Annotated in this window: 19 protein-coding genes; 12 read left to right on the plus strand and 7 right to left on the minus strand. The window is 39.8% G+C overall.

From position 1 onward, the window contains the following. Positions 1-83: 83 nt before the first annotated feature. Positions 84-923: an isopenicillin N synthase family oxygenase gene (locus HII17_RS09950; protein ID WP_169075220.1), complete on the minus strand. Its 840-nt coding sequence runs from the start codon at positions 921-923 to the stop codon at positions 84-86. A 201-nt stretch (positions 924-1,124) separates the two neighbouring features. Between HII17_RS09950 and HII17_RS09955 the strand changes: the two genes are divergently transcribed. From HII17_RS09955 to HII17_RS09980, 6 genes are all read left to right on the plus strand, one after another. Next, positions 1,125-1,382: a hypothetical protein gene (locus tag HII17_RS09955; protein WP_235938706.1), complete on the plus strand. Its 258-nt coding sequence runs from the start codon at positions 1,125-1,127 to the stop codon at positions 1,380-1,382. A gap of 58 nt (positions 1,383-1,440) precedes the next feature. Further along, positions 1,441-4,017: a sensor domain-containing phosphodiesterase gene (locus HII17_RS09960; protein WP_169075222.1), complete on the plus strand. Its 2,577-nt coding sequence runs from the start codon at positions 1,441-1,443 to the stop codon at positions 4,015-4,017. A gap of 78 nt (positions 4,018-4,095) precedes the next feature. Then, positions 4,096-5,148, plus strand: a complete 1,053-nt coding sequence (locus tag HII17_RS09965; RefSeq protein ID WP_169075223.1) for a CNNM domain-containing protein — start codon at positions 4,096-4,098, stop codon at positions 5,146-5,148. A 6-nt stretch (positions 5,149-5,154) separates the two neighbouring features. After that, positions 5,155-7,467, plus strand: a complete 2,313-nt coding sequence (gene mrcB / locus HII17_RS09970) for a penicillin-binding protein 1B (RefSeq protein WP_169075224.1) — start codon at positions 5,155-5,157, stop codon at positions 7,465-7,467. A 142-nt stretch (positions 7,468-7,609) separates the two neighbouring features. Then, positions 7,610-8,692 carry a YjgN family protein gene (locus HII17_RS09975; protein ID WP_169075225.1) on the plus strand — a complete coding sequence of 361 codons (1,083 nt, stop codon included), beginning with the start codon at positions 7,610-7,612 and terminating at the stop codon, positions 8,690-8,692. Positions 8,693-8,706: 14 nt separating this feature from the next. Beyond that, complete coding sequence (locus HII17_RS09980) at positions 8,707-9,729, plus strand: M48 family metallopeptidase (protein WP_169075226.1); 1,023 nt, start codon at positions 8,707-8,709, stop codon at positions 9,727-9,729. A gap of 75 nt (positions 9,730-9,804) precedes the next feature. Here the strand turns inward: HII17_RS09980 and hemL are convergent, their stop codons facing one another. Then, the gene (gene hemL / locus HII17_RS09985) at positions 9,805-11,085 is read right to left on the minus strand and encodes a glutamate-1-semialdehyde 2,1-aminomutase (protein WP_169075227.1); all 1,281 of its coding nucleotides are present in this window, start codon (positions 11,083-11,085) and stop codon (positions 9,805-9,807) included. 12 nt (positions 11,086-11,097) lie between these two features. Further along, positions 11,098-12,105: an aspartate carbamoyltransferase gene (locus HII17_RS09990; RefSeq protein ID WP_169075597.1), complete on the minus strand. Its 1,008-nt coding sequence runs from the start codon at positions 12,103-12,105 to the stop codon at positions 11,098-11,100. 136 nt (positions 12,106-12,241) lie between these two features. Here HII17_RS09990 and HII17_RS09995 point away from each other — a divergent pair, with 136 nt between their 5' ends. After that, the gene (locus tag HII17_RS09995; protein ID WP_169075228.1) at positions 12,242-13,105 is read left to right on the plus strand and encodes a hypothetical protein; all 864 of its coding nucleotides are present in this window, start codon (positions 12,242-12,244) and stop codon (positions 13,103-13,105) included. A gap of 5 nt (positions 13,106-13,110) precedes the next feature. On the opposite strand, the gene HII17_RS10000 is transcribed toward HII17_RS09995, so the two are convergent. Both HII17_RS10000 and HII17_RS10005 read right to left on the minus strand, forming a co-directional pair. Then, positions 13,111-13,542: a CopD family protein gene (locus tag HII17_RS10000; RefSeq protein WP_169075229.1), complete on the minus strand. Its 432-nt coding sequence runs from the start codon at positions 13,540-13,542 to the stop codon at positions 13,111-13,113. Further along, the gene (locus tag HII17_RS10005) at positions 13,542-15,239 is read right to left on the minus strand and encodes a chloride channel protein (protein WP_235938707.1); all 1,698 of its coding nucleotides are present in this window, start codon (positions 15,237-15,239) and stop codon (positions 13,542-13,544) included. The genes HII17_RS10000 and HII17_RS10005 overlap by 1 nt, the downstream gene beginning before the upstream one ends. 48 nt (positions 15,240-15,287) lie before the next feature. On the opposite strand from HII17_RS10005, the gene HII17_RS10010 reads away from it, so the two are divergent. The 5 genes from HII17_RS10010 to HII17_RS10030 all read left to right on the plus strand — a co-directional run bounded on the left by HII17_RS10010 (position 15,288) and on the right by HII17_RS10030 (position 22,427). Continuing rightward, positions 15,288-16,016: a DUF6776 family protein gene (locus tag HII17_RS10010; RefSeq protein WP_169075230.1), complete on the plus strand. Its 729-nt coding sequence runs from the start codon at positions 15,288-15,290 to the stop codon at positions 16,014-16,016. A gap of 102 nt (positions 16,017-16,118) precedes the next feature. Beyond that, positions 16,119-16,460, plus strand: coding sequence for an iron-sulfur cluster insertion protein ErpA (gene erpA / locus HII17_RS10015; protein WP_169075231.1), 342 nt, complete (start codon positions 16,119-16,121; stop codon positions 16,458-16,460). 228 nt (positions 16,461-16,688) lie between these two features. Continuing rightward, the gene (locus HII17_RS10020; protein WP_169075232.1) at positions 16,689-17,777 is read left to right on the plus strand and encodes an efflux RND transporter periplasmic adaptor subunit; all 1,089 of its coding nucleotides are present in this window, start codon (positions 16,689-16,691) and stop codon (positions 17,775-17,777) included. A gap of 12 nt (positions 17,778-17,789) precedes the next feature. After that, positions 17,790-20,930, plus strand: a complete 3,141-nt coding sequence (locus HII17_RS10025; RefSeq protein WP_169075233.1) for an efflux RND transporter permease subunit — start codon at positions 17,790-17,792, stop codon at positions 20,928-20,930. 99 nt (positions 20,931-21,029) lie between these two features. Beyond that, positions 21,030-22,427 carry a M20/M25/M40 family metallo-hydrolase gene (locus HII17_RS10030; protein ID WP_169075234.1) on the plus strand — a complete coding sequence of 466 codons (1,398 nt, stop codon included), beginning with the start codon at positions 21,030-21,032 and terminating at the stop codon, positions 22,425-22,427. Between the two features lie 79 nt (positions 22,428-22,506). Here the strand turns inward: HII17_RS10030 and HII17_RS10035 are convergent, their stop codons facing one another. Together HII17_RS10035 and HII17_RS10040 are read right to left on the minus strand one after the other, a co-directional pair. After that, positions 22,507-23,505 carry a PEP-CTERM sorting domain-containing protein gene (locus HII17_RS10035; protein WP_169075235.1) on the minus strand — a complete coding sequence of 333 codons (999 nt, stop codon included), beginning with the start codon at positions 23,503-23,505 and terminating at the stop codon, positions 22,507-22,509. Between the two features lie 186 nt (positions 23,506-23,691). Continuing rightward, positions 23,692-24,882 carry an HD-GYP domain-containing protein gene (locus tag HII17_RS10040; protein ID WP_169075236.1) on the minus strand — a complete coding sequence of 397 codons (1,191 nt, stop codon included), beginning with the start codon at positions 24,880-24,882 and terminating at the stop codon, positions 23,692-23,694. Positions 24,883-24,905: the final 23 nt, after the last annotated feature.

The raw sequence follows: 24,905 nt of genomic DNA on the forward strand, positions 1-24,905 counted from the left end.
ACTGTAGCGACAACTCAACGCTTTATCTACAAAAAAGCCAGAGCTTAACAACTCTGGCTTTTTTATTAACGGCTAGGTGTTTTCTACATAACCCCAAGTTCTTTTAATCTTTCATCAAGGTAGCTGCGTTGCGTATGTCTCTCAGACAGAATAACTTCGTCTCTAGGGTGTAAAAACAGAGGCAAAGAAATTCGCGACTTGCTTGATGCTTTTCCGGTAGGGTTAATTACCCTGTGACTGGTTGATGGAAAATATCCGCTGCTTGCTTCTTGTAACATGTCACCAATATTAATGATCAGGTTGCCAAAATCACAAGGTACATCAGACCATGTGCCGTCTTTTAATTTCACTTGTAAGCCAGGTTCATTAGCAGCAGGCAAAATAGTTAGTAAATTAATATCTTCATGCGCTGCTGCTCGAATTGCACCGGGTTCTTCGTCACCGTTTAGAGGTGGGTAATGTAAAACACGAAGTAATGTATTTGGCGTGTCCTTAATCATATTGGATAGCGCCTCTGAATATTTAGCAGCAACATCGGTTGGGCTATATTTTTCAACCCAATCCAGCAATTCGGCTGCTAAATCAGACGCTAGCTGATAATACGCCATGATTTCATCTTTCAAAGACTGTGGAATTCTTCCCCATGGATATACGTGATAGTACTCTTTAATGTCTTTTTTGGTATGACCTTTAGCGGTTTCAGAAATCTCTGGAGCAAAATAGCCATCCTGCGTTTTAGGATCATAAGCGAAAGATTCTTTTTCATCGCTCATAAAAAAGTTATACCAATTTGTATAAATTGACTCGACAATTTCTTGCTTGATCGGGTGGTTGGTGAGGACACCAAAGCCTGTTTCTCGCAAGCTTTTAACAAATTGCTCAGGTGCGTTAGGTGATTGATAATCAACGACTTGAACTTGCATGACTCTCTCCTACTAGGCATTATTTTGATTAACTATAATAGTAAATCAATAATAGCATAACCTAACCAAATGGTCAGTTTTTATTTATCTATGCGAGATCAAATTAGCTAGTTATAATGTTTTTAAATAATATTTAGAATGATTATTAACAATATGACTATAAAATCTATCTTGACGTTAAATTGTCTGGCAGTACTCTCAATGGCAGGTTGTGCAACAAGTGATAACGCTTGTAAAGATGTAACACTCGCCTCCGAACAAGTTCAGCAATGCCAGTCTTTACAGCGTCAAATTGCTCAAGCGAAAGACAGACCAATAATTCGAACTGAATTAGAGCGTCGTTATGAGCAGGACTGTATTGAGGTTCGTTATTACCGAGATGATAAGCAAGAAGCTATCTGTGGTAGTGAAGATAGAAAGAAAGAAGCCGTAGAATCATTTAAAAAGGATAATCAGTAAACATCAGGCTTATCACATATACTTATTGTATGTATAAACATGAAGATGTAATGAAAGTATGACGAAGTCACGTAGCAATGGCGCTGATAATGATCAAACTAACGAGCTGCAACAAGCCGACGACGTTAGTTTGCTGCGTGACGCTTACCTTAAATTACAACAACGACACACAGCCCTATTCAAGCTAAACCAACTCTCCCAAGAATGTGCTGAACTGAGCTCATTCTATGCGCAAGTTCATCAAGTGATTAAATCGATCATGATCGCGGAAAATTTCTATATCGTGATGTATGACCAAACATTGCAGACTTTAGAATTTGTATACCACCAAGATGAAGAAGACGATGCCCCACAAGGATTAATTCCTTTTACAAGCTTTCGCGGTTCAATGACCAGTTATGTCATTGAAAGTCGCAATGCATTGCTTGCGACGCCAACTATGATAAACGAAATGGTTGCTGATGGGGTGCTGAATAATATTGGCGCCGCAGGTATGGATTGGTTAGGGGTTCCATTAATTCATGATGGCTTTGTAATTGGTGTAATGGTGGTTCAAAGTTATAACGAGCACACACGCTATAGTGAACAAGACAAAGAACTACTAATATATACCGCCCAGCATGTAGTCTCTGCGCTATTGCGTTTGCAAGATACTGAGCAATTACAAAGAGCAGTTACCTCTAGAACCACCGAATTAATGGAGCAAATACGGGAGCGTGAAAAAGCGGAATTATTACAAGAATCTTTATATCGGATTTCTGAATTAACAAACCGTGTTGGCGTAGAGATAGACGACTTTTATGCGCAAGTGCACAATATTATTGGTCAGCTGATTAACGCCGAAAACTTCTTCATAGCTAAGTACGAAAGCGAAAGTGACACCATAGATTTTGCTTATTATGTCGACCAAAACTCTCGTAATACTGCAGAAGACTTCTTGCCACAAAAATCTTCTGACTTGTTTACTGCGCTTGTTGTACGGCGCAAGGAAACTTGTCTTTTATCGTATGATGATATGTATGAGCTGTATCGGCAAGGTGAGACCAAAAAACCTCAGAAAGAAACCAATTCTTGGCTAGGTGTTCCGCTTATTGCTGATGATGAAGTTATTGGTGTGTTGGTGGTTCAAAGCTATCAAGACGGTATTGTTTTCCAACAGCAAGACGCTGAATTACTTAATTTCGTTTCTCATCATGTTACTACAGCGCTAAAGCGTCGTGAAAATGCCGAATACGAGCGCCGATCTCATGAAATGTTAGAGAGACAGGTGAAATTACGCACAGTCGCGCTAGAAGAAGAAATTCGCCAACGTAAGCAAGTCGAAAAAATGTTAAAGCATAGTGCATCTCATGACGCTTTAACGAGCTTACCCAATCGAACGGTATTTCTTGATTTACTTAATCGTGCAATTGCTGCCCTAAAGCGTAGGCCTGAAAAAGAATTTGCCGTGCTGTTTTTAGACTTAGATCGCTTCAAAATGGTTAATGACAGCCTTGGACATTATGCTGGCGATATTTTGCTTAAAACAGTAGCGAAAGAACTTAAGGTTATTGTTAGGGCGAGCGATACTGTCGCTCGTATCGGTGGCGATGAATTCGTAATTCTTATTGAAGATATTGATAATAAAAAAGAAGTTTATGAGATTGCACAGCGAATTACATCTGCATTAGCGCAACCTTTCACCATAGAGGGGCAGTCTGTATTTATCGGCACCAGTGTTGGTCTATTGTTTAGTGATAGACGCTATGATTCGGCGGAGACAATGCTACGAGATGCCGATACCGCAATGTACCATGCAAAGGATGGCGGTAAAGGGCGCTATGAAGAATTTGATGCTAGTATGCATCAAAAAATTGAAGAGGAATTGGCGCTAGAAACTGATATTCGAAAAGCGATTGAGGAAAGTGAGTTTACTCCTTATTTTCAACCGATAGTAAAGCTAAGAGATAAAAGTATTATTGGCTTTGAAGCTCTGGCTCGTTGGCATAACGACAAACGTGGCTTAGTTATGCCGAATGATTTTATCCCCTTAGCAGAAGAAACAGGACTTGTGGTTGATATTGACCTTCAAATTTTAAGGAAGTCCTGTCGTCAACTAAAAGCGTGGCAAAAAAGCGGTCTTTGTCATAAACACTACGTCAGCTGTAACCTTTTTGGTAATCACTTTTATAGCCCAACATTACCTGATGAAATTTCAACGATTCTTGCCGAAGAGGGGCTTGAACCTCATCATCTACGAATTGAGCTAACTGAGCGTATTCTATTAGAAGAAAACGATTTGGTATTGGCCAATATGAAAGCATTAAAGCAGCTTGGCATAAAGCTGCTACTTGATGACTTTGGCACTGGCTATTCGAGTTTAAGTTATTTACATCGCTTACCTTTAGATGTGGTTAAAATTGATCGTTCCTTTATTACCGATGCGCATAAAAGATCAAGTAACCGCGCGATTATCAAAACCATTGTAGATTTGGCGACTAATCTGCAAATGGCGACAGTGAGTGAAGGCATTGAGTGTATAGAAGAAGCCCAATTACTTAATAGTATGGGATGTATGTTCGGACAAGGATATTATTTCGCTAAGCCAATGCCGAGTGATGCATTAGCAGAACTATTAAAAAATCCAATTAGTTAGCAGAGCAGCAAACGCTATTAAAAACGTATTGAATTAGGTATATTGTAATACTAACTAGTTAACTTATTTATTGGATTAATGACTTTACTTTTAATCTACTTAGCCATAGCAATAGGCGTTTCATTTCTTTGTTCTATTTTAGAGGCTGTTCTTTTATCTGTGACGCCAAGTTTTGTAGTACAAGCCCAAAAAGATAAACCTATAGGCGGCAAGGTCTTAGCGAAAGTGAAAGACAATTTAGATCAGTCTATCTCGAGCATACTCATTCTCAATACTTTTGCGCATACAATGGGGGCTGCAGGTGTTGGTGCTCAAGCTATAAGAGTATTTGGTGAACAAAAAGAAACCTTAATTGCTTTCTTGCTTACATTAGCGATTTTATATTTTTCTGAAATAATTCCTAAAACACTAGGTGCCACTTTCTGGCGTACCTTTGCTATTCCATCGGCATACATTATTAACTTCTTAGTTAAATTAGTGTATCCGTTAGTTTGGTTGTCATCACAACTCACTCGATTATTTAGCCAAGGAAAGAACGAAGTTATTAGCCGAGAGGAAGTACTAGCTTTGGCGGCATTGAGCCATAAAGACGGTGCTATTGTTGGGCAAGAAAATCAGTTGGTGGAAAATATTTTGCAGCTGAGAGAGGCGAAAACAGAAGATATTCTTACACCGCGAAGTGTTGTTCACGCGCTTTCTGAGGAGATGACGGTAAGTGAAGCATTGAGCGCTGAGCAAACGACAACATTTACGCGTATGCCAGTATATAATGAATCAATCGACAATATTACAGGTGTTGTACTAAAAGCACATTTATATGAGAGTGAACGCCAAGGCAAAGGTGATGTTGCCATAAGCGAAGTCGCTATGCCTCTTTATCGAATTTCAGAAAGTTTCCCCGTACTCAATTTATTGGATGTATTTATTAAACGCCATGAGCATATTTTTTTAGTAGAAGATCACTTTGGACAAACGGCCGGCATTGTTACGTTGGAAGATTGCGTAGAGACTTTGCTAGGGAGGGAAATTGTTGATGAAAGCGATCAAGTTGAAGATATGCAGAAACTAGCTAAAGCTAACTATCGTCAGCGATTAAAAGAAAAATTTTCAAATAGTGAACCTAAGTCATAGCAAATAATGACACGACAGAAGCTACAACAATCACCTAATTCAGCAAAAAAAGTTAAGCCGCCTTTCTTACGCTGGTTATTCATTACTTCGTTAAAATTGGTATTGCTAACACTTTGCTTTTTAGTGATTTATGTCATTTATTTAGACGCAAAAGTTCGAGATAAGTTTGAAGGTGAGCGTTGGCAAATACCTGTTCAAGTATTTAGTAAAGTGGAGCGTATCTCCATCGGCGACGCTTTATCATTACCTATACTTGCGCAAATGTTAGAGCGTTCAGGCTATCAAAAAGTGACGAAAGTGTGGCGATCAAACCAGTTTGCTTTATCGTCAACACGGCTCATTATTTTTCGAGCTGCATTTGACAGTACAGACCAAGAGTTTGAACGAGCAAAATTAACCATAGATGTTTCAAATGCTATTGTCTCCAAACTTCATCAAGATAATCGACCGGTCAAGCATGTACTCATTGAACCACAATTGATAGCCAGAATTGTACCTGAAAGCAAAGAAGACCGTGTGTTGGTTGGCTTGGAGTCAGTACCTGAATCTTTATTGGATACCTTATTACTAGTGGAAGATAGAGACTTTTACTTCCATAAAGGTGTTTCACCACTTGGCATTTTAAGAGCGCTATATCAAAACCTTGTCGCTGGCCGCACGGTACAAGGTGGTAGTACGTTGACTCAACAACTGGTTAAAAATATGTATTTAACCAGAGAAAAGACCCTTATTCGCAAAGTTAATGAAGCTATAATGGCGCTGCTATTGGAGTATCGATACAGCAAAGATCAGCTTTTGGAAGCTTATATTAATGAAGTCTATTTAGGACAGCATTACGCGAATGGTATATATGGCATGGGTTTGGCGTCAGAGTTTTATTTTGGCCGTGATATTAATCAACTGTCAGCGGCTCAAATGGCATTGTTAATCGGTGTTATTAAAGGACCTAGTTACTACGATCCGTGGCGAAAACCTGAGCGAGCAAAAAAACGAAGAGACTTAGTGCTAAGATTAATGTTTGAACATCATCTAATTGATGTTGGCACCTTTGAATCTTCCGTTGAGTCTGATTTAGCAATTCGAGATTCCCGCCGTCTTAAAAAACAACATTTTTACAACTATATGCAGCAGGTAAAACGTGAACTACCTGCATTGTTGTCTGGCTATGAACAAAGTGCAGGTATCAAGGTTTTTACTGGCTTCTCGATGAAGGCCCAATTGATGCTTGAACAGGTTACTGCGAAAACGTTGACCAGCCTTGAGAGCAAATATCAACAGCAGGGTTTGCAAGCTGCGGCTATAGTCACAGATAAAGCAACAGGTGAAATAAGGGCAATTATTGGTGATAGAAATCCGACAAATAATGGTTTTAATCGCGCATTAGATGCTAAAAGGCCAATCGGGTCATTAATTAAACCAGCAATTTATCTCCCTGCTTTAGAACAATATCAACAGTTTAGTTTCGCAACGCTAATTGAAGACAAGCCGATCACCATGGGCTCTGATCAAGGGAAACAATGGCAGCCTAAAAATTATGATGGTAAGTTTCGAGGTCAAGTACCCCTAATCGATGGTTTAACTCAATCACTTAATATACCAACGATTAACTTAGGCATGATGTTAGGGTTGGATACTATTGGTCAATCAATAGAAATGCTCGGTTATCAGGAATCTATAACGCTTAGGCCTTCAATGCTACTCGGTGCCGTTAATATGTCGCCATTTGACGTCACTCAAATGTACATACCTATTGCTAACCAGGGGTATTATGAACAGGTGCATGCAATTACCCATATTGTTTCTCATTTAGAAGAAACCTTATGGCAATATCAGCCGAGAATTGAGCAACGAATCTCGGCACAGGGCGCCTATTTACTTAATTATGCTTTGCAAGGTGTTACAAAAAGCGGCACGGCAAAGTCGCTTTCTTGGCGACTGAAAGGCAAGCAAGTAGCAGGTAAAACAGGCACTACTAACGATCAACGAGACAGTTGGTTTATTGGTTATGATCAGCAACATCTTATGACAACATGGATTGGTCATGATGATAATAAGCCGACTAAGTTAACTGGCAGTAGCGGTGCATTAGTGCTGTTTGCCGACTATATGAAGTTAGCTGGTACTAAGAATCTTAATTGGCAAGCGCCTGATTATATTGCAATGACTGATTTTGAACGGTCAACTGGCAATGCAGTCAAAGAAAAGTGCCAGCAGATAGATAAATACCCCGCGATAACGACAGAGCTTTTATATTCAAATTGTATGGCGGCCGTTAAAGAGGAGCGTTCGTGGCTAGAAAAACTCTTTGGTGGAGATTAAGTTGTTATTTAGTGGCTACTTAGTTAACCTAAAACCTAGGTTGAAATAAATAATCTAATTGAAACAAAGGCATGGAGCGCCAATATATCATAACTTGATAGGCTTTTGTGCTAATGATGTAGTAATAAAAAAGGAACTTTATATGGAACCATTATCCAATCAAAACTCAGCTACTCAAGTGGCGCCTCAACAAGTCGGCTTTAAGTTTCATGGCCGAACAGGAGAGTTTTTCGGCATTTGGATTGTTAACGTATTACTTAGTATTCTAACTCTAGGTATATATTCTGCTTGGGCAAAAGTAAGAACTAATCGATATTTCTATGGAAATACTGAACTAGATGGCCATCGTTTTAGTTATTTGGCAACACCATTACAAATACTTAAAGGTCGAATTATCGCAGTAGTGCTGTTTGGCGCCTATTATCTTGTTACTAGCATGTTCCCAGTAGCTGGTGTGATACTTTCGATAGCGATGATATTTCTATTCCCATTCTTGATTTGTTCGAGCTTGCGCTTTAATTTGCGTATGAGCAGTTATCGCAATGTGCGCTTTAACTTTACTGGTCGATATGGTCAGGCACTGCTTAACCTATTTATTTTACCAATAGTTAGTGTTTTTACACTTTACTTACTAATGCCATGGACGCTGAAACGTATCGATAATTTCTTAGTTTCTAATACGCAATACGGCAATAAAACGTTCGAACCTTCATTATCTACTGGCAAATATTACGGCGCAGCTATTGCTACTGTACTGCTTGGCATTATCGCGTTAGTACTTGTAGCATTAGTTACAGGCATGTTAGGTGTAAACCTTCTGGCTACCGGTGAAGAGGCTAATGTAGCGCCAGAGTTTACCTTTTCAATGTTAGGGATTATGGCGGTATATTTGGTTGCTTTCTCTTTTGTTGGCGCGCTCTACCAATCAATGATTCGTAACCACATCTTTGAAAACACAGAGTTAACTAAAGTTGCTAAATTTGGTTCTAGTTTTGAATTTACAAGCCTTGCAATACTTAATGTGACGAACTTAGCTGCATTAATCTGTACTTTTGGTTTAGCATATCCATGGACCAGAATTCGAAAAGCTAGGTATGTGGTAAATAATACTCAAGTGTTTGCATCACCTGACAAAGAGCAAGTAATAGATAATATTGGTGAAGGCGAATCAGCAATTGGTGATGAAGTTGCTAATGCTTTTGATGTTGATATCGCATTAACTTAAGCCTAAGGCCTTAAATGCAAAATATTTACCCTGCAACATTATACGGTGCTGGCTCTAGTCAAGCTAGCACTGTAAATCTATTGATTTCTGAGCGCGATGTTACTGTGCTTGATGAGTCTAACCAAGCGTTATTGAGCGCCAAAATTGGAGAAATCAAAGTAACGCCACCACTTGGGAAGTTACCATACGAAATACAATTTTCTAGCGGCGAGAAGTTGGTAGTTAGTGCGGAGTACCCTATAGCTTCAGATCTTAACCACTCAGGTTACCAAAGTACCATTTCTGTCATTGAACAACATAAGGGCATGTGGCTTTTAGCCACTCTTCTTGTTCCTTTATTAATGTACTTTTTAATACAAGTGGTAATTCCCGGTTCAGCCAAGCTGGTAACACCTCTAGTGCCAAATACTGCACTTATGCAGGTAGATAAACAAGTTCTGACCATTTTAGATAAAACGTCCTTAGATACTTCTAAGTTAAGTGAAGAGCAACAAGAAGCGATAGATAAGCAATGGCAACAGGTAATTGAACAGCTTGATCTTCAGTTATCAGATATGACATTAAATTTTCGCGCGAGCGAGCTTTATGGTGCCAATGCTTTTGCTCTACCAGGCGGAAATATAGTTGCGACGGATGACTTAATCGCATTACTAGGTGAGCAACCTGATGCGTTAACGGCTGTTTTACTTCATGAAATTGGTCATGTAGTTCATCGCCATGGTATGCAAATGGTGGCAGAATCAGCGGGTACTGCTTTACTAATGACATACTTTTTCGGTGATTTAGAAGGAGTAGCTGAAGTTTTTTCTGGTACTGCGTTAACCGTTATTCAAAATCAATTTTCACAAGACTTAGAAAGAGAAGCTGACGATTTTGCCATCGCCCACTTAAAACGATTAGGTATTTCGCCTAAGGCGCTAGGAGATGCTTTATCGGCGTTGAGCCAAGACCATGGTGAATTTTCTAAATTGGAAAAATACTTTAGTACCCACCCTCAAATCCATGAACGGGTGAAGAAAGCAATGGAACATCAATAAATAGGAAAATAAAAAGCGGCTAACTTTCATTAACCGCTTTTATATATTTTGCTTTTCTAATTCAAGGATTAGCGTTTATAGCTTGGCAAAACTGCGCTCTGCTGCTGCTAATGTTTTTTCAATGTCTTCATCAGCATGTGCTGTTGAGAGAAAACTTGCTTCAAATGCAGATGGTGCTAAGTAAACACCTTCATCTAACATCAAGTGGAAGAATTTCTTAAACTTTTCACCGTCACATGCAGTAGCTTGCGCATAACTGGTGATCTTTTCTTCTTTAGTGAAGAAAAAGCCAAACATTGCACCAACATAATTAATGGATAAATCTACGCCGTGCTTATCAGCTGCCGCTTTAAAGCCCTTTGCTACTTTTTCAGTGTTAGCAGCTAATTGTTGATGCTTTTCGCCTTGGCATAGCTCATTGAGTGACGCTAAACCTGCCGCCATGGCAATAGGGTTACCAGATAATGTACCTGCTTGATAAACAGGGCCTACTGGTGCGATGTAGTCCATAATCGCTTTTTTACCCCCGAAAGCGCCTACAGGCATACCGCCGCCAATGACTTTTCCTAATGTAGTTAAATCAGGTGTAATACCGTAGTGAGCTTGGGCACCACCTAGTGCCACACGAAAACCAGTCATAACTTCATCGAAAATTAGTACACTGCCATGTTCGTCACATACTTCGCGAAGTCCTTCTAAAAAGCCTTCAACCGGAGGAATGCAATTCATGTTACCGGCTACAGGCTCAACAATAATACAGGCGATTTGGTCACCAATATCTGCAAATACTTGTTTCACTTCGTCAATATTGTTGAAGCTTAACGTTAGTGTGTGCTTAGCGAAGTCTTCTGGGATACCAGGCGAATTTGGTACGCCCATTGTTAATGCGCCAGACCCTGCTTTAACTAATAATGAGTCAGCATGGCCATGGTAACAGCCTTCAAATTTTAATATTTTATCTCGACCGGTATAACCTCGGGCTAGACGAATCGCACTCATCGTAGCTTCAGTACCAGAGCTCACCATACGTAGGCTTTCCATAGAAGGCACGACTTCACGTACCTTTTCCGCCATTTCTATTTCAAGGGCAGTTGGCGCACCAAAGCTTAAACCATTCTCAACCGCTTTAAGTACAGCGTTGCGAATTACAGGGTGATTGTGACCTAAAATCATAGGGCCCCAAGAACCAACATAATCAATGTATTGTTTGTTGTCAGCATCAAAAATATAGGCGCCATCTGCTTTTTCGATAAAGCATGGTGTGCCACCAACACCGTTAAATGCTCTAACTGGAGAATTTACACCGCCTGGTATAATGGTTTTTGCTTGTTCAAATAGTTGCTCAGACTTTTGCATATATTTTCCTATTTAATTTTTATTAGTAAACCAGGTCACTGGCTTCTCATAATCGGTTAATTTATTATCTACACCCAGCGTTAAAGCAAATAATGCCATGCGCACTAGCACGCCATTTTGTGCTTGGCGGAAAATCGCTAAATTAGCTAACTCATTGAGGTCAGTATCTAGCTCATTTGCTTCAGGGCGAGAATCTCGTGGCAATGGATGCATTATCACAGTGTGATCTTTACAGTATTGCTGGTAAATCTGTTTGTTTAAACTAAAGTGACCGCGATATAAATCTGCTTCGTCTTTACTCGCGAACCGTTCTTGCTGAATACGAGTTTGATAAATCACATCACAAGCAAGGTTGCCGGCAATCTGATCAGTAACTACTACCTCATGACCAGCGTCAACTAACGTCGATATTACACCGTCTGGCATTTGCAACGCCTTTGGTGAAACCATGGTGACTTTAATATTGTTATAAAGGCTTAACAATTTAGATAGTGAATGCACAGTACGGCCATGCTTTAAATCGCCCATTAACACAATATTTAGCTTATCGAGGCTTTTACCAAAACGAAGCATTTCAGATTGTATGGTAAATAAATCCAGTAACGCTTGCGTTGGATGTTCATTTGCACCATCGCCGCCATTTATTACTGGTACGCTAGAACCTTCTGCAAATTCTGAAACTGAATGCATTTTAGGGTGGCGCATTGCAATAACATCAGAATAACCGCTAATAACTTGAGCGGTATCGTATAATGACTCGCCTTTACTTAATGAAGAATTTTCTTCTCCAACGGTTTCTCTTACAAAACCACCAAGCAAGTTAAATGCGGTGCCGAAGCTTACTCGAGTGCGAGTACTAGGTTCGAAAAATAGGTTATTAAGAATCGCTCCGTCTAAGACATGACATCTTTTTAGTCGAGAAGCGTAAGGAGCCATTTGCGCCGAAACGTCAAGAATTCTTGCTATAGCATCGCGATCAAATTGCGAAACAGAAAGGATGTGACTACCTTGGAATTTCATCATATTACATACCTAGCGATATAAGGCGTGTTTACCTTGAAAATAATCGCGCGAATATAGCATATTTGCCTAAACAAATGAATGTGTTTCATCCATTAGCTATACTGAGATCAAGGTTTTCATTTTTGGTTGCAAAATGCTGATTATACGTAAGCTTATTTTGCTCTTAGTATTTGGTTGCTTCTGCCAGTTGGCGCTAGGCCAGCAAGTGGTGCGGTATAATATCTCCTTGAAGTTTACTGACAGTAAGCAGTCGTACTATATTGATTTACTTGAACTTGCCTTAAAAAATACGGTTGAGGAGTTTGGTGCATATAAGCTTGAACCTGTTGTTATAGAAATGCCGCAAGGTCGTACAGCTATTATGGTAGAGAAAAGTGATTTAATTGATGTGACCTGGCGAATGACATCTCAAGAGCTAGAGCAAAGTTTGTCTGCTATTTATTGGCCATTGCTGAAAGGGTTGATGGGGTATCGGGTATTTATTATTGGCAAAGATAAGCAGGAACAGTTTAGTCAAATTTCAGTGGAAGAGCAGCTAAAAATATTAATTGCCGGACAAGGGAGTGATTGGCCGGATGCCGACATACTTCAAGCAAATGGCTACAATCTAATGAGAAGTCCTGCTTCGGGTTTATTAAATATGTTGGAAAAAGGGCGATTAGATTATTTTCCACGAGCACTTCATGAACCTTGGGTAGAAATAGCGGAGCGTGATCAATTTTCTGTAGAGAAACACATAATGCTACGTTATCCAGCGCCAATGTTCTTTTTTGTGAATAAAGAAAATCATCTATTAAGAGATAGGTTATCGTTAGGGCTTCAACGAGCGTTTGAGCAGGGTGACTTTGAAAAGCTTTTTCAACACCATCCGATCACCAAAAACGTCCTTGAACGGGCAAAAATTGATGAACGCATAGTGTTTGAATTAACTAACCCGTTACTTAGTGAGCGAGCATTAGCATCAATAGAAAAAATTCAACCTTATATAACTCACTAAAACACTTACATTGGTTTAATGTACGCTAGAATCACAACAGCAAATAAAATGAGAACTGGGATTTCATTAAAAATTCGATAAAATTTCGTTGAGCGGGTATTACGATCTTGCTTAAATATTTTAAGTAATTTGAAGCAATATATGTGGTAAGCAAATAAGATAATTACTAACACTAATTTGTAATGAAGCCACTTTGCGGCAGCAAACCATTCACTACCGTAATTCATAATAATAGCGATACCAAAACCAAGCGTTAGAAAAGCAAACGGTGTGACAAAATAAAGTAAGCGTCTTTCCATACCTTTCAATCGCTCAATAACTTCAGGGCTATCGGTTTCGGCGTGATTGACAAAAAGTCTAGGTAAATAAAATATGCCAGCAAACCAAGCTACCATAAATATGACGTGAAATGCTTTAAGCCATAATATTGTCATCATTAACTAATTTTTCCTTCCAGCAAGTAACTGCGAATTTGTTCAAAGGTGATTATGCCGACGATATTATCAGGCAATTTGTCGTAAATATAGACTGCACCGCATCGTTGCTCATTTACTGCCCAATATGCTTCTGCCAAGGTATCTTTACTGGAGATTGCGGTTAACTTGTGCTGCCTAAAGCGCTTAGTTTGATGCTGATTACCTGTTATTTCATTCCAATAATATTCACCGTCTTTATACATAATAAGAAAGTCATCTTGCTCTATCATAGTTTCGATTGCTTTATCGGCGAGCTGGGCGTCAAAAACGCTAATATTTGTTTTCATCGCACCGAGTACACCAATACGGTGAAGCGAGTCTTCCAATGGCGGTTTCCGATAGGCAAGCTTTTGCATATTTAATTGCATAATAAAGATAGAGCGATTTCTAAAAAATTGACCTGAGCATAAGCAAGAGGCCGAAATTACTAGCATCGCAGGTACAATAATGTCTAGTTGATTGGATAGCTCAACGACTGCAAGTAGTGCGGCAAGTGGTGCATTAAGAGTCGCTGCCATAAAACCGGCCATCCCCATTAACGCAAAGTCACTGGTCATTTGATTGTTTAAACCATCAACTCCCATCACGCCTGCGGTAACTGCTCCTGCAACTGCGCCAATACCCAAAATAGGGCCAATAATACCGCCAGGGATACCCAACCCGATAGCCGTTATGGTTAATGCACATTTGGCAATTAATAACGCAACAAGCATAAGCACATGTGAGTCGTTGCCCATAATATAATTAATAGCGCTCAGATCTGTGCCCATAGCATGAGGTATAGCAAAGCCAATAATACCTGTAATTAAACCTGCGATTAGGAATCGCTTTACTATATGAATGTGTTGGACTTTTCTAAGTAACTCGACCAAGTAACGATTAAAGATAGAGGCAAGAGCTCCTAAAGTAGCGCCGAGTACAACTACCCAAGGGTAGTGTTCGTAATCTAAGGCAATGTTACTGAAAAATTCAAATTCATGTGCTGGACCAAATACAGTGCTAGTAACCATTGAACCAACGATTGCTGCCAGCATGATAGGGATAAACATATGAACTTTATATTCGCGCAATATTACTTCCATCACAAAGATTACTGCGGCAATAGGAGTATTAAAACAGGCAGCGATACCTGCTGCTACGCCGCAAGCCGATAGTGTTCTGGTCGCATTTGAAGGTAAATTTAGCTTACTGCCTAAGTAACCACTGCATGCTGCACCTAAATGTACTGCTGGTCCTTCTTTACCAACCGAGAAGCCACTAGCTAATGCGACGATACCGCCAAAGAATTGATTAATAGTATTACGCAATGGAATAACGCCATACGCTACTTTCAATCGATGTAACACAAATGGAATCCCGGTACGCACATATTTATAACCGGTGATCCATGCAATAACTAGTAACATCATTGCGCCAAAAATGGGTAATAGAAAACGACTTAATTCACTTAAGCTGGTATAGTGGTCGAGATCTACAAGTAGTAGACGCTGAATGGTGTTAATCGCACCGATAAATAAAACAATTAAAAACGCAGAAATTAAACCACCAATAATTGCCAATAAGCATAGTTGCCATGAAGTGCGAGGCATGGCGAGTCGAATGCGTATTGCTATATCAATGTTGGCAATAGTGTCTTTTATAAACGTTTTATTTATCAATGATGTAGTTTTTTAGTTGTAATAATTACTTTTAATAATACTTTATAAATGAATTGGTTAGCAAAAATAAATCTGCCGGTTGTCGTTAGACGCCTTGGGGCGTTTAAATCCGCATTACTGCTATTTTCGACAGTGGCCCTTTGCCTGTTTGTTGGTTATCGCATAGGAAATTATTTCCATGGCTATCAAAACCAGACAATAGCGCAACAAAAGCAACGCTTAGACGAGTTGTATCAATTACAAAATGATAGCTTAAAACGTGTTCATACACTTGAAGTCGAGTTGGAAGTTGAAAAGCTAGCAAATCAACGTGCTCGTAATGCCATTAAAGAAATGGAGACTGTGCATTTTGACGTTAAAAAGGAGCTAGCCTTTTATCAAAAAATTATGGCACCGGAAAAACAAGCTGATGGCCTAACAATTGATATTGTGGATGTACAAGCAACAGAAAGCCCAAATCATTATCGCTTTAGCGTTACGCTAGTACAGCAAACGCTTAAGAAGCGTTTTGCCAAAGGTAATATCGACTTAACCGTGCTTGGCAGTCAAAATAATAAACCTAAAAAATTAAAATTATCAAAAATCAGCCAGCTTACTAAAGAACAATTGTCTTTTAGTTTGAAATATTTTCAACGTATAGACGGTGATTTCACCTTGCCTGAAGGTTTTGTGCCTGAGTCACTTGAAATAAAAGCGGTATTGCCAAAGAGCAGGTGGCAAAAATTCAACGAATTAAATCAAAGCTTTGCATGGAACAAGGTACTAACTAGCCCTTAATAGTAAAGATAAAGTCGATAGAATTACTGACAAATACTTGATTAAATCAGTCAGGTTTAAGATAATTCGTACCCAGAAATTTAGCCTTGAGATGTACTGATAATGTCAAACCCAGATTTACCGATCCAATTCACCGATGCGGCAGCGACGAAAGTGCTTGCGTTAGTAACGGAAGAAGAGAATCCTGCATTAAAATTGCGTGTATATGTCACTGGCGGTGGGTGTTCAGGATTTCAATATGGCTTTACCTTTGATGAAAAAGTCAATGAAGGTGATATGACAATTGAAAAACAGGGCGTTACCATGGTGGTTGACCCTATGAGTTTGCAATATCTTGTTGACGGTGAAGTTGACTATATTGAAGGCTTGGAAGGTAGTCGCTTTGTAGTGACTAACCCGAATGCGACTACAACATGCGGCTGTGGTTCTTCTTTCTCAATGTAAGCTAATACATTAATGACTATATAAAGCCTGCTTATTGTGAAATAAGCAGGCTTTTTTGATTACATAATTAAACAAGTTATTTGATCTAATTAGATTCAAAAACCGTTAACATAACAGGCTATTAGCTAGTTATTAACATTTTGTAGCATCCTGATTTTTGATCCTGACTATCGAGTCAGGTAAACTACTCAGTATACTTTTTGATTTTTTATACCATAGAGATAAAACATGTTGAACCGACGATGGTTAGCTGAACGTCCATATGTTTTGGCAGCTGTAATTGCTAGTGTACTTGTGTTGTGGATGATGTCTGGCATGATGCAGGCAGAAGAAGTAACGTCCGAAACAGAATCAAAGCACCATGAAGTACCAGTGCCAAAAGTAAAAGTAGAAACGCTTTATGCACAGCCTGTCTTTGATAGCGTTGAGCTATATGGCCGAACTGAACCAGATAGAACGACAACACTTAAAGCTGAGATCCCTGGCAGAGTAGTTGAAGTACTTGCAAGGCGTGGTGCCCGAGTTAAAAAAGGTGATGTGATTGCGCGTATAGCAATAAATGATTTAAATGCGCAATTGGCAAAGAGCAAAGCGTTGTTAGTTCAACGTGAAATGGAATATCAAGGCACGCTAAAATTAAATCAAGATGGTTATCAAGGTAAGGTTCAATTATCTCGTGCCGAAGCTGATCTAGAGTCGGTAAAAGCAGAAATAAGTCGCCTAGAAATCGACATTGCTAATACAGTGATTCGAGCACCATTTAATGGTGTAATGAATACACGATATATCGAAGTAGGGGATTACGTTAAAAACGGTGACAAAGTGGCGATGATCGCTGATTTAAACCCCTTAATCGTGCGTGCTCATGTCACTGAAAATCAAATTAATCAACTTCAACGTGGTCAAAAAGCTGATATCAAGCTATTAAACAGCCAACAGGCACAAGGTGAAATTCGTTATATTGCTAGCGTAGCAGATGATGCAACGAATACTTTTAAAATAGAAGTCGCTATCGACAACAGTGACTTCCAATTGCTCGCAGGATTAAGTGGTGAAGTTAATATTCCTTTGACACAAGTAGATGCGATTAAAATATCGCCAGCATTACTAGCATTAGATGAGGTAGGTAACGTTGGTGTGAAGACGGTTAATGAAAACACCGTTGTTTTTACTGGTATCGATATTGTTAAAACAGAAAGTGATGGTATTTGGTTAACAGGCTTAGGGCAACAGGCTGATATTATTACTTTAGGGCAGGGCTTCGTTCGTGATGGCGATACCGTGCAAGCTGTTTTTCCTGACCTAGAAAGTAAATAAGGTAAGTAGCACATGTTATCTATGATTGATGCTGCATTAACCCGCACTCGCTCAGTGCTCATGATATTTATTCTTTTGCTTATATCAGGGGCAATTACCTATGCGAATATTGCCAAAGAGTCAAATCCTGACGTAACCATTCCGTTTATATATGTATCGATGGTACATGATGGAATTTCACCGGAGGATGCTGAGCGAATGCTTGTACGTCCGATGGAAAAAGAATTGAAGTCTATTGCTGGCGTAAAGGAGATGAGCGCAAACGCTAGTGAAGGTCATGCCTCTATTACTTTGGAGTTTATAGCCGGTCAAGATCCTAAAGAAGCGCTAGCCGATGTGCGCGATAAAGTAACCCTAGCTAAAGCTAAGCTACCTTCAGAAACTGAAGAACCGGAAGTACATGAAGTGACTATGGCTAACCAAGAGCCAGCGGTTACGGTTATTTTGTCAGGCCCTGTAACTGAGCGAGGATTAGTAACTATTGCTCGTGACTTACGTGACAAAATTGAAGGCTTGCAAGAAGTCTTGGAAGTAGAAATTGGCGGTGATCGCGAAGATATGGTGGAAATCATCGTCGATCCACTATTAATGGAAAGTTACGGTTTAGATCAAAATGACATTTATAATCTAGTAGAGCGTAACAACCGATTAGTTCCAGCGGGAACAATGGATACTGGTAAAGGTCGCTTCGCGGTTAAGGTGCCCTCTGTTTTCGAGACAATTCAAGATTTGCTAGAGCTACCTATCAAGGTGAATGGCGATCGGGTTATTACTTTCCAAGATGTTTCAACGGTAAGACGTTCGTACAAAGATCCTAATTCATTTGCTCGCCTTGACGGTGATCGTTCAATTTCATTAGAAGTAAAAAAACGCTCTGGTGAAAACATAATTGAGACCGTAAACAAGGTTAAAGGTTTAGTGGCTGAGGCCAAAGAAAAGTGGCCGAATCAGGTACTAGTGAATTACGTAGGTGATCAATCACTTGAAGTAAAAGATACCTTAAACGATTTACAGAATAATGTCTTTTCAGCAGTACTGTTAGTTGTCATTGTGGTGATCGCTGCACTAGGTACTCGTAGTGCAATGCTAGTCGGTTTTGCGATACCTGGGGCATTTTTAACCGGTATCTTGGTGATCGCCATCGCAGGCCTTACCGTCAATATTGTGGTGTTATTTGGTTTAATTATGGCCGTAGGTATGCTGGTAGACGGCGCCATTGTGGTCACTGAATTCGCCGACCGCCAGATGAGTGAAGGTGTAGAACGAGTTAAAGCATATGGCATGGCTGCGCGTCGTATGGCATGGCCAATTATTGCTTCTACAGCGACAACCTTGGCTGCTTTCGCACCACTAATGTTCTGGCCGGGTATGATGGGTGAGTTTATGAAGTACTTGCCATTCACTTTAATTGCTGTACTAACGGCCTCTTTGGCCATGGCATTAATTTTCGTACCAACTTTAGGCGCTGTATTTGGTAAGTCTCGTACAATTAGTGCTGATGAAAAAGCACAGATGATTGAAGCTGAAGATGGTGATTTAACTAAACTACACGGCTTTACTGGTAAGTATGTCTCGGTTTTGTCGAAAGCGATTCGTCATCCTAAGAAAGTATTGGCGTTCACAATAGCTGTAGCAATATTGGTGATGTGGTCGTATGGAAAATCGGGACTAGGCGCCATATTCTTCCCTGATGTAGAGCCAACAAGTGCAACGATGATGGTGCGTTCTCATGGCGATTTATCGATTCATGAAAAAGACACCATTATGCGCGATATTGAAAACCGTATTTTAGATATCGACGATATTGAAACTTTATACACGCGCACCGGTGGCAGTGATTTAGTTGGAACTTTCCGCGTCAATTTTAAAAATTGGCAATTTCGCAGACCAGCAGATGACGTTGTTGCTGATATTGAACAACGTACTGCAGACTTGGCAGGTGTTGAAATTGAAGCTCGAAAAAATAGCCCAGGTCCGCAAAGTGGCAAAGATTTGGTTATAGAGTTAAGTTCTCGTTTTCCCGCTAAGCTGGATGAAAATGTCAAAATTATTCGTAATGCGTTAGTGGCTAATGGCCAGTTTACCAATATTGAAGATACAGGTTCGAAACCTGGTATTGAATGGCAGCTTAAAATCGATCGATCGTTAGCTGCAACTTATGGTGCCGATGCAGCACTTTTAGGCTCTACGGTTCAGATGGTAACCAATGGCCTTAAATTAGGTGAATATCGTCCAGATGATGTCGATGACGAACTTGATATTCGCGTTCGCTTTCCTGAAGAAAAACGTAATATTGGTCGTTTAGATACTATTCGTGTAAAGACTGCTGAAGGGCTAGTTCCAGTGGGCAGCTTTGTAGAGCGTAAGGCTTCACCTAAAGTTGATACTATACGTCGAGTTGATGGTAAGCGCGTGGTAACTGTTAAAGCGAACCTAATACCAGGCGCTCAACTTATTCAGGAATTGCCAAAATTAAAAGAACAGCTACCAACCCTAGGTTTGGATCCATTAGTTGATATCACCATAAAAGGTCAAAATGAAGACCAGCAAGAATCACAAGACTTCCTTGTGAATGCTTTTGGTGTTGCTCTATTTGTTATGGCTATTATTTTGGTCACTCAATTTAATAGTTTTTATCAAGCGTTTTTAATTTTAAGCGCGGTGGTTTTTTCAACCGTAGGTGTATTCTTAGCACTGCTCATTGTCCAAAAACCATTTGGGATTGTGATGGGGGGAATTGGTGTCATTTCATTGGCTGGCATTGTGGTAAATAACAACATAGTATTAATAGATACCTATAATGTGTTACGAAAAGAAGGCTTCCCGATAACCGATGCAATATTGCGTACAGGAGCACAACGTTTGCGGCCGGTAATGCTAACTACCATCACCACGATTCTTGGTCTAATGCCGATGGTACTTCAAGTTAATTTAGATTTCTTCAATCGTACAGCTGTATTTGGTGCACCTTCTACACAATGGTGGGCACAACTGGCAACGGCTATTGCCGGTGGCTTAGCGTTCGCAACCGTTTTAACGTTAGTATTAACACCTACATTGTTAGCGCTACGTGATCGTCGGAAAGAAAAAAAACAAGGTAAGTTAAAACGAATACAACAGCATTCCGTCGAAAAAATTGGTGACGCTGCCTAATTGCGATTGCAAGTAAATGTAATTCGAGCTAGGTTAAATTTAATATTAATCAAACGGCTAAATTCTTAGAATTTAGCCGTTTGTTGTTTGGGAGGTTGAATGAAAAATAAAATTATCGCATGTATTTTAGCTTGCTTGTCACTGGCAACATCAATAGTGGTGGCAAAAGAGCTTACTAAAGACGAGCAGAAAGTACTAATGCAGTTAAAGCAGCAAAGTATGCAGTCAGACTTGTCTTATCAAATTATTGAGTCGTTAACGACAGAAGTGGGTAACCGTTTGATGGGAACTGCAGGCGATGAGAAGTCAATTATATGGGCTGTCGATAAAATGAAAGCGCTAGGCTTTGATAAAGTGTGGACAGAAGAAGTTACCTCTACACAATGGCTACGCGGCGAAGCCAAAGCACAAATTATTGCACCATATCCACATGATATGGTGGCAATTGCTTTAGGAGGGAGTGTAGGTACAGGTGAACAAGGCATTCAAGCAGATGTTGCTCATTTTAATACACTAGCCGATTTAAAAGCCGCTAAACCAGGCTCAATTACGGGAAAAATTGCCTTTGTTTCGTATCGTATGGAACGACATATTGATGGTCATGGTTATGGCAAAGCAGTGGGAACTCGAGTACAAGGCGCTTCGATTGCCGCAGAAAAAGGCGCTATTGCATTAATTATGCGCTCAGTTGGAACTGATGATAATCGCACCGCACATACTGGTGTAATGCGCTACAGTGAAGGAATAAATAAAATCCCTGCAGCAGCGCTATCAAATCCAGATGCTGATTTATTGGTTAATGTCTTAAAGCGTGGCAAGCCAGTGAGTGTATTTTTAAAGTTAACATCTGAAATTAGAGAAGATGTTGTGATTAAGTCCGCTAACGTAATTGGCGAAATCACAGGGAGTGAAAAGCCTGAGGAAATTGTTGCAATTGGTGCTCACTTAGATAGTTGGGATGTTGGTACTGGTGCACTTGACGACGGCCTTGGTATTGGAATGGTTATGGCGGCAGCACATCATATTGGCCAATTGCCAACTGCGCCGAAACGTACGATTCGAGTAATTTTATTTGCAGCTGAGGAAGTTGGTTTATTAGGTGCCAAAGAATACGTAAAAGTGCATGATAAAAACATGAGTAATCATGTGATTGGAGCTGAGTGGGATTTTGGCTTAGGTCGTATCTACAAAATGAAGTCAGGTGTGGGAGCGCAATCTCTAAACGCGATGAGAGAATTTGCACAATATATTGCTCCTTTAGGTGTGGCACTTGCTCCAGAAAATAATGCCAGAGCGCAGTCTGACATGGGCGCATTATCAGATAAAGGCATGCCAAGTGTAAGTTTCTCTCCTGATGGAACACAGTACTTCGACTACCACCATACGGAAAATGACACATTAGATAAGGTAAATCCAGACGATCTCAAGCAAAATACTGCGGTGTATACTATGTTTGCATATTTTGCGGCAATGGCAGATGTGGACTTTAGGCAGTAAACCAATCAACAATAGACTCGCAGCTTAGCTACTTTTAATTGCTAGCTAAGCTGTTGTTCAAAAATAAGTATTCTCCAAATTAAGTAGACTTTCTATTTAGCCTTAATGCCAAAATACCTAAACCAAATATTATCAGTGTCGAAGGTTCAGGAATGTCTACTTCTAGAAACGTCGGGTACAAAAACTGTCTGGTTGCATATTCATCATTGGTCAATGGCATTAGGTTTTCTAGCGGATTGTTTGGCCCAACGCCTACGCCTCGAGACTCCATTAATAGATCAACTCCTGCATTAGTTAAATGGTTTGGAGTCAAATTAAAATATTGACTTAAACCTATTGAGTCAGCCGGGTTAAGGGGGTTGATCTGCAGCGCCCATGAGTTGTTTAGTGTGCCAACAGGATCATTTGGATCGAAGTTATCGTCGATAAACCCAAAGGTTTGAGCATCTTCCAGATCGCCCATGCCAATAGCATGACCAATTTCGTGCGTTAAAATTCGGGTAAACCAATCTAGGCTCCAGACTGTACCAACATTATTATTCATATTGATATCTGCACCTATAATAGAGTAGCTATTAGCATAGTTGGTCGTACCCGACGTCAAAGTGACATTATTTGAACTTGCGTTAAAATATGCAGTTCCTCTCATCCCTGAGCCACCAGCATTAGATGCTAGCAGGTCAATCTCAGCCCCTAAAACATTTACGGTAGCAAAACCATTCCCAACGGCAGTGGTATTGTCAGAGTCATTAATGAAACTTAGAGAAGTAGTTAACCCTGTGAATGGGTCGGGAACTGTCCAGGCATTAAACGATTGTTTTATCGCCGTAGTAAAGTCACTGATAGAAGGTATAGTGTCCCAAACAAAGGCATCGCGATAAGCTTCAAATGAGCCGCCTTGCATTGAATATCTTAAGCCACCGTCAAGCGAACGTTCTAGACCATTGTGGATATAATGGTCGGCATTCCACCTAGAGCCACCACCGAGGTTTCCATCGGTGCCAAATATCACCCCAGCATTACTTGAAGTTGTTAGAACAATTATAATGACTACAAAAATCGCCTTTAAATGTTTCATGACTTTCGTTCCTGAAAAAATCAGCGTTTAATTAAAGAAAAACGAGCAATAGAAAGACTAAGTATAGGTTATAATTTGGGCAATATAAGTCGAATTACGATTGGTTTTTAACAAGCTGAAAATTATATATATTTTTATAGGAGTGCTAAATTTAAATGGGCATTTTAAAAGTGTATAATTTGGTTCTTAACCTTGTAACATTAAGAATTCCACAATCTTATTCATTTCCAAATTAAACTCATCAGCTCTTACACTTTTAACAATAAAGTCATCGGCTTTAGATAAGTCGATATCTTGTGTCATAGTATAACGTCTAAAGTCAGTATTATAGAATGAGCGCACTTTGGGCCTTATCGGATCGTCAGTACGAGCTTCGACAATTGCTAGTTTATTGGTATTAAGTTCAACCAGAGAACCAATAGGGTAGACCCCCATACATTGAATGAATTTATCTACTAATTCAGCATCTAGTTCGTTAGTCGAAGCTAATTTTCTTAAAATATTAAATGCTTTGACGTGGCAGTACCCTTTTTTATATACACGATCTGCGGTTAGGGCGTCGAATATATCGCAAATAGTGATCATACGCCCGTAGAGAGATATATCATCTGCGGCCAACTGGTAAGGGTATCCAGAGCCGTTAAGCTTTTCATGGTGCAGTGCGGCAACTTCTAAACTGACATCAGACAAACCAGGCGTTTGATTAATAATATCAATGGAGTGATTAACATGAGTTTTCATTATTTCAAACTCATCATCGGTAAGCCTTGAAGGTTTATTAAGTATGTTATCTGGAATCTTAATTTTCCCGACATCATGTAAAAAAGCGCCAACACTGATTTCTTTTGCAAGCCTTTTGTCTAAGTTTAAATGGCGGGAAAATATGGCGACTAGCACTGAAACTGATACTGAATGCTCAAGTAGATATTCGTCTTTCATTCGAATGTTAAGTATACAAGCTAAGGCGTCTGGGTTTTTAAATACCGTTTCTACTGTCTCATCGGTAATATCTTTTATTGGGCCTAAATCAATCTCTTTATCTGCAACTATGTCTTGCAATACCTGGTGTTGAACTTTTTTTGAATGGGAAAATATCGCTTTAGCTTGGGATAGCTCGAACGCTAGCGGCTCTTGTGGTTTCTTATCGCTAGGGGCCTGTGAAAAGGAAGGCTTTTCATCGTCTTCTGACTGAGTAACAGTTAACGTTTTACTGGTATCAATTAGTAGGGTTTTAACGCCACGAGACGCAAGGTTACTTATTGATTTCTCGCTTTTTACGTGACCTGGCTTTCGAAGTTGGTAGGTACCGTCTTGTTCAACAATATCAACAACGTAATGACCAAGTTCAATCTCGTTTACTGCTATTTCAACAATCATAACTACTTCTAAATTCCTATTTC

The sequence above is a fragment of the Thalassotalea algicola genome (genome assembly GCF_012932965.1).
GTDB lineage: Bacteria > Pseudomonadota > Gammaproteobacteria > Enterobacterales > Alteromonadaceae > Thalassotalea_F > Thalassotalea_F algicola.

Excerpts from the sequence above, each read along its gene's own strand:
- HII17_RS09950 (WP_169075220.1), bottom strand. The coding sequence starts at position 923 with ATGCAAGTTCAAGTCGTTGATTATCAATCACCTAACGCACCTGAGCAA.
- HII17_RS09955 (WP_235938706.1), top strand. The coding sequence starts at position 1,125 with ATGGCAGGTTGTGCAACAAGTGATAACGCTTGTAAAGATGTAACACTC.
- HII17_RS09960 (WP_169075222.1), top strand. The coding sequence starts at position 1,441 with ATGACGAAGTCACGTAGCAATGGCGCTGATAATGATCAAACTAACGAG.
- HII17_RS09965 (WP_169075223.1), top strand. The coding sequence starts at position 4,096 with ATGACTTTACTTTTAATCTACTTAGCCATAGCAATAGGCGTTTCATTT.
- mrcB (WP_169075224.1), top strand. The coding sequence starts at position 5,155 with ATGACACGACAGAAGCTACAACAATCACCTAATTCAGCAAAAAAAGTT.
- HII17_RS09975 (WP_169075225.1), top strand. The coding sequence starts at position 7,610 with ATGGAACCATTATCCAATCAAAACTCAGCTACTCAAGTGGCGCCTCAA.
- HII17_RS09980 (WP_169075226.1), top strand. The coding sequence starts at position 8,707 with ATGCAAAATATTTACCCTGCAACATTATACGGTGCTGGCTCTAGTCAA.
- hemL (WP_169075227.1), bottom strand. The coding sequence starts at position 11,085 with ATGCAAAAGTCTGAGCAACTATTTGAACAAGCAAAAACCATTATACCA.
- HII17_RS09990 (WP_169075597.1), bottom strand. The coding sequence starts at position 12,105 with ATGAAATTCCAAGGTAGTCACATCCTTTCTGTTTCGCAATTTGATCGC.
- HII17_RS09995 (WP_169075228.1), top strand. The coding sequence starts at position 12,242 with ATGCTGATTATACGTAAGCTTATTTTGCTCTTAGTATTTGGTTGCTTC.
- HII17_RS10000 (WP_169075229.1), bottom strand. The coding sequence starts at position 13,542 with ATGATGACAATATTATGGCTTAAAGCATTTCACGTCATATTTATGGTA.
- HII17_RS10010 (WP_169075230.1), top strand. The coding sequence starts at position 15,288 with ATGAATTGGTTAGCAAAAATAAATCTGCCGGTTGTCGTTAGACGCCTT.
- erpA (WP_169075231.1), top strand. The coding sequence starts at position 16,119 with ATGTCAAACCCAGATTTACCGATCCAATTCACCGATGCGGCAGCGACG.
- HII17_RS10020 (WP_169075232.1), top strand. The coding sequence starts at position 16,689 with ATGTTGAACCGACGATGGTTAGCTGAACGTCCATATGTTTTGGCAGCT.
- HII17_RS10025 (WP_169075233.1), top strand. The coding sequence starts at position 17,790 with ATGTTATCTATGATTGATGCTGCATTAACCCGCACTCGCTCAGTGCTC.
- HII17_RS10030 (WP_169075234.1), top strand. The coding sequence starts at position 21,030 with ATGAAAAATAAAATTATCGCATGTATTTTAGCTTGCTTGTCACTGGCA.
- HII17_RS10035 (WP_169075235.1), bottom strand. The coding sequence starts at position 23,505 with ATGAAACATTTAAAGGCGATTTTTGTAGTCATTATAATTGTTCTAACA.
- HII17_RS10040 (WP_169075236.1), bottom strand. The coding sequence starts at position 24,882 with ATGATTGTTGAAATAGCAGTAAACGAGATTGAACTTGGTCATTACGTT.